Annotated in this window: 5 protein-coding genes and 1 tRNA gene; all 6 read left to right on the top strand. The window is 54.2% G+C overall.

Annotated elements, in window-relative coordinates; all coding sequences use genetic code 11:
• Positions 1 to 14: 14 nt before the first annotated feature.
• The 6 genes from ACR0J0_RS23420 to ACR0J0_RS23395 all read left to right on the top strand — a co-directional run bounded on the left by ACR0J0_RS23420 (position 15) and on the right by ACR0J0_RS23395 (position 4,565).
• Positions 15 to 91, top strand: a tRNA-Met gene (locus ACR0J0_RS23420).
• Positions 92 to 221: 130 nt separating this feature from the next.
• Positions 222 to 440, top strand: a complete 219-nt coding sequence (locus ACR0J0_RS23415; RefSeq protein ID WP_480666392.1) for an alpha/beta fold hydrolase — start codon at positions 222 to 224, stop codon at positions 438 to 440.
• A 190-nt stretch (positions 441 to 630) separates the two neighbouring features.
• Complete coding sequence (locus tag ACR0J0_RS23410) at positions 631 to 858, top strand: alpha/beta fold hydrolase (RefSeq protein ID WP_480666391.1); 228 nt, start codon at positions 631 to 633, stop codon at positions 856 to 858.
• A 641-nt stretch (positions 859 to 1,499) separates the two neighbouring features.
• On the top strand, positions 1,500 to 2,018 hold the full coding sequence (locus ACR0J0_RS23405) for a hypothetical protein (protein WP_480666390.1): 519 nt from the start codon (positions 1,500 to 1,502) through the stop codon (positions 2,016 to 2,018).
• 158 nt (positions 2,019 to 2,176) lie between these two features.
• Entirely contained in the window at positions 2,177 to 2,863 is a 687-nt protein-coding gene (locus tag ACR0J0_RS23400) for a metallophosphoesterase family protein (RefSeq protein WP_480666389.1), read from the top strand.
• A 253-nt stretch (positions 2,864 to 3,116) separates the two neighbouring features.
• Positions 3,117 to 4,565 (top strand): mannose-1-phosphate guanylyltransferase/mannose-6-phosphate isomerase, encoded by a 1,449-nt coding sequence (locus ACR0J0_RS23395; protein WP_480666388.1) that lies wholly within the window; start codon positions 3,117 to 3,119, stop codon positions 4,563 to 4,565.
• Positions 4,566 to 4,850 lie beyond the last annotated feature (285 nt).

Genomic DNA, 4,850 nt, shown 5'->3' with positions numbered 1-4,850 from the left:
CCAACGCAAAGTGTCGCGGGATGGAGCAGCCCGGTAGCTCGTCAGGCTCATAACCTGAAGGTCGTAGGTTCAAATCCTACTCCCGCAACCAGCGTCGGAATTCCAAAAAAGCTCCGTGCAGACTACAATTGATCCACTGGATCAATCTCTTAGCGCCTATACCCCGTCAGAACCATAACCAGAAGGGCAGAGGTGACAACACGATCTCCGAAGAAGCCATCATGGTCGAAGACATGGAGGCCGTTGCCGACGCAGCGCAACTGGACCATTTTTCGCTATTCGACATGAGCCAAGGCGCGAGCATTGCCCTGCGATATGCTGTGAAACACCCCGAACGCATTTCTTGCATGATGCTCTCTGGTGGCTTCGCTCGCGGTCGGCTGATGAGAGGTGGCAAGGAAGCCGAAACTTTTGCCAAAACGCCCAGATACATGATGTAGGAAGGATGGGGGGTCCACGAACCCGATCTACCGTAACTTCTTTACCTCGAGTTTCCTGCCGAATGCGACTCCGGAAGTTCAGAGCGGGTTTGACGAATTGCAACGCATCAGCACAAGCACTGAAAACGCGCTTCGGATCTTGGACATGAACAACAGGATCGACACTCTGGAACTCACACGGTAAATCAGAGTGCCTACACTTGTAATCCACGTTGAGGAAGATCGCATTGTACCGGTGCCCGAAGGGCGGCTTCTGGCGCGTAACATCCCCGATGCGCGCTTCGTTGAAATTCCTGGGACGGATCATATCCTAACGACTGGCGCCAAGGGGTATGAGGAATTCTTTGACGAAGCACGCACTTTCCTGGCGGAATTCACAGGAGCGTCGCATCCCGACAATCCGAGAAATCACATTTGAAGTGAACCAAGATTCTATCGCTCAGTTTCTCGGAGGGCGTGTCAAAAACCATTTATCGCAAGATGCCCTGATTGTGGTCGTGACAATGCCAAACCTGCCCCAGGGATAACTCGTTCTAATGGCCGTGTTTTGTTTACCATCCGAACGTTCAGCCGAGTTCAACAAATTGCAGGGGAGTGCAACAGATCCCGCCTCTAAAACACCAGCGGCATGTTCCAAAATATGAAAAGCCGCGCATGATCACAGGGCTTTTCTGGGCTTCCCACAGATGTAGACCAATGTTCGGTCACTAAACCCCCTACGCTTTTTTGCAAGGGGGCGGGAAATCTGCTACTATTGACCAATCCAAATTCTCGGCAGGTTTGGATTTTTGCGCCTATTTTCTATCGAGCTGCGATCCCGACCGCGCGAAACACACCGACCTGAACATCAACGGCAAATCCATAGAATTTGTCTTTTATCTACGATGAATTGTCGGGGGCATTAAACGTCCCGAACAAGATGTCCAGAACAAAAAAAATGATGAAAAATGTCGTTAACTTGTTGAGTTAAAACATGAATTCGACACAACGCGCGCACATCTGAAGCATCGCAGCTCTTTAGTCCTGATCCGGCCCGCACCTGCAATCGGAGGATTAGTGATGCTGGATACGAGAAAGTGCCGTCGATCGCCGGGCGCATCGGACAGAAAGTCGGTCAGACCCTTGCGCCGTGGCTCGGCTGGATTGCTGCTTCCTGTGATGTTGGCATCGGTGCTCTCCGTGGCAGCGCCCGCCAAAGCCGAGCAATCTTTTGTCGTTGGCAGTGACCGTGGCGGGTATCTGCACGACCGGTTAATCGAGCTGGAGAACCTGCAGCGCAATGGCGTTCTGGTCGAAATACGGGGTCGCGTATGCTATTCGACCTGCACGATGTTTTTGGGATTGCCAGGAACGTGCGTCGATCCAGATACAGTTTTTGGATTTCACGGACCTTCGCGTAGCGGCCGTCGTCTTGCCCCTAAAGACTTTGACTATTTCAGCCGGGTTATGGCCTCATATTACCCCGAGCCTCTCAGGAAATGGTTCATGGATAAAGGGCGCAACCGAATAAATGGCGTTCACAAGATAAAAGGTGCCGAAATAATTCGAATGGGTATTCCTGCCTGCCGGACGGCCTGAGCCGGGGCTTGCCCAGGTGGGCTTGCAACGGTATTACGCCTTGGTTCCTTTCGACGACAGCAAAACTCTGTTTTGCGACCGGTCGCAGCAACCGTGCAGGAGACCATCTCAACGTGCTGTCATCGCTTTTTCAACGCTTTGGGCGCCGGGCGAAATTCATGACGCCGTCACCCGATAGCCCGGTGTGCATAATTGGCGACGTGCATGGTTGCATCGTGCAGTTGGAAAAGTTGTTGCGTAGGGTTCCACAGGATCACCGTGTCATTCTTGTCGGCGACTATGTTGATCGTGGCGAGGAAAGCGCAGCGGTATTGCGACTGATAAAGGACCGCGCGGATTTCTCCTGTCTGAAGGGAAACCACGAAGACATGATGTTGGATTTTCTGCGCCACCCCGAACAACACGGTTCACGTTGGCTGCGCTACGGCGGACTTCAAACTCTGGCCTCGTTCGGTGTCCGCGGGGTGCGCGCCGAGATGGGGGGCGCGGAACTGCTCGACTGTCGCGATGACCTGCTGGAAGCGATGGGCCCTGATTTGGTCCAGTGGCTGGATGAGATGCAAACATCCGACTATTTGGGCAACGTGCTTGTTACACATGCCGGCGCAGATCCGAATGCAGCGGCAGATGAGCAATCCGACAAAACACTCATGTGGGGTCATCCAGAGTTTCGGACGGTGGACAGGCAAGATGGTGTATGGGTCGTCTACGGCCACACAATTGTCGAAACACCCTCCGCGCGGCGAGGTCGGATATCCGTGGATACCGGCGCATACGCGACGGGCGTTTTAAGTGCTGTTTGTCTGGATGGCGGCGACCCTGTTTTTATCAGCGAACGCCTTTGAAAACCAGCTAACGAGCGACGATCGAGCGGTTGCGGTAAGGAAACCTCGCCGCATCGCGCTTATCTCTGGCGCATTTCAATCGCCGCAAAACCGGCGATCCAGACGATGATTTGCAGTTTGCTCGGGTGGTTTGGTAAGGTTAAGTGGTACGACACACAAGGTTTCATTCTCTGAACCAACCTGAGCCCAGCCTTGTCAGGTCGGGCCAACTTAAATACGAGTATCTTAAACCACGTTAAATATTGAGATTAATATGTTGATCAGCCCCGTCCTTCTTTGTGGTGGCTCCGGCACACGCCTGTGGCCATTGTCCCGAAAAAGCTACCCCAAGCAATTCGTTCCGCTGGTTGGTGACGAGACCTTGTTTCAAGCATCCGCCCGTCGGTTGTACGGCAAAAGCGGTCACTTGGAGTTCGCGGCTCCGGTTGTTCTGACCAATTCGGATTTTCGGTTTATTGTCGTCGAACAATTGCAGGCGGTTGGGATAGATCCCGGTACAATCATGATCGAGCCCGAGGGTCGGAATACAGCACCGGCGGTCCTTGCGGCCGCATTACATGCTTATACTCAGGACGCAGCGGCCGTTTTGCTGGTCGCCCCGTCTGATCACGTCGTCCCCGATACGGCAGCATTCCACGCCGCCGTTGAGCGTGGTTTGGCTGCTGTCAAGCAAGGCTATTTGGTGACGTTTGGCATCACCCCAACACATCCTGAAACGGCATACGGGTATCTTGAACTTGCCACTATGCCCGGAGCCGACGGTGCGCCTGTTCCGTTGAAGAAATTTGTCGAAAAGCCTGACCACGACCGTGCAACCGAAATGTTGGCCGCCGGGAACTATAAATGGAATGCAGGCATTTTCCTGTTCCGGGCCGCGGATATCATCGAGTCTTTCAAGGCGCATGCACCTATCCTTATGGAACCAGTTAAGGCTGCGGTGGAGACAGCGGTGCCGGATCTGGGGTTCTTACGCCTGGACCCCGAAAGTTGGGCACAGGCCGAAGACATTTCGATCGATTATGCCGTCATGGAGAAAGCCGAAAATCTTTCGGTCGTGCCATTTGATGCCGCCTGGTCGGACCTGGGTGGCTGGGACGCGGTATGGCGCGAAAGTGGACCGGACGCTCAGGGCGTGGTGACCAGTGCCGGAGCGACCGCGATTGACTGCCAGAACACGCTTTTGCGTTCGGACAGCGAGCAGTTGGAAATCGTTGGTATCGGATTGGAGAACATCATCGCCGTGGCGATGAATGACGCGGTATTGGTTGCGGATACGTCTCGAGCGCAGGACGTCAAGAAAGCGGTGACCGAGCTCAAGAAAAAGGGCGCGGCTCAGGCGACGACCTTCCCAAAAGACCACCGACCGTGGGGATGGTTCGAAAGCCTTGTGGTCGGAGACCGTTTCCAGGTGAAGCGTATCCTTGTTCATCCTGGTGCATCGCTCAGCCTGCAAAGCCATTTCCATCGTTCGGAACACTGGATCGTCGTTGAGGGCACGGCCCGCGTGACAATTGACGATCGCGTGGAATTGGTGACCGAGAACCAGTCAGTCTATATTCCGCTTGGCGCCACGCATCGAATGGAAAACCCCGGCAAGGTCCCGATGGTTCTGATCGAGGTGCAAACCGGCACGTATCTGTGCGAGGATGATATCGTCCGCTACGAAGACATATACGCGCGCGGGCAGGGTGCAAAAGGCTAACGAAAGCCCGTTCAAATAGACCGCTGGTGTTGGACGGACGGCGGGTAAATCTTGCCCCGCCGCGCCGACTGCTGTGATCAGGTCGAAATTCGTCTAGCTTCGCAGATACGGAGTTTGGAAACCGGTCTGTCCTTGGATAAGAAGGCTCGTTGCCTGGGCAACGTGCGGGTGGCTTTCTTTAACGAATTGGACAGCTAATTGCGGTTGTGTGCTGCGGCGTAGTTTCAAGTGGTTTGATTGCGCACCGCCTTTGGTATCTGGCGGTGCTTTTTATCAGTTTATCGC

This window comes from Ruegeria sp. BF12, from assembly GCF_056538705.1.
This window is presented reverse-complemented; position numbering and strand designations above follow the sequence as displayed.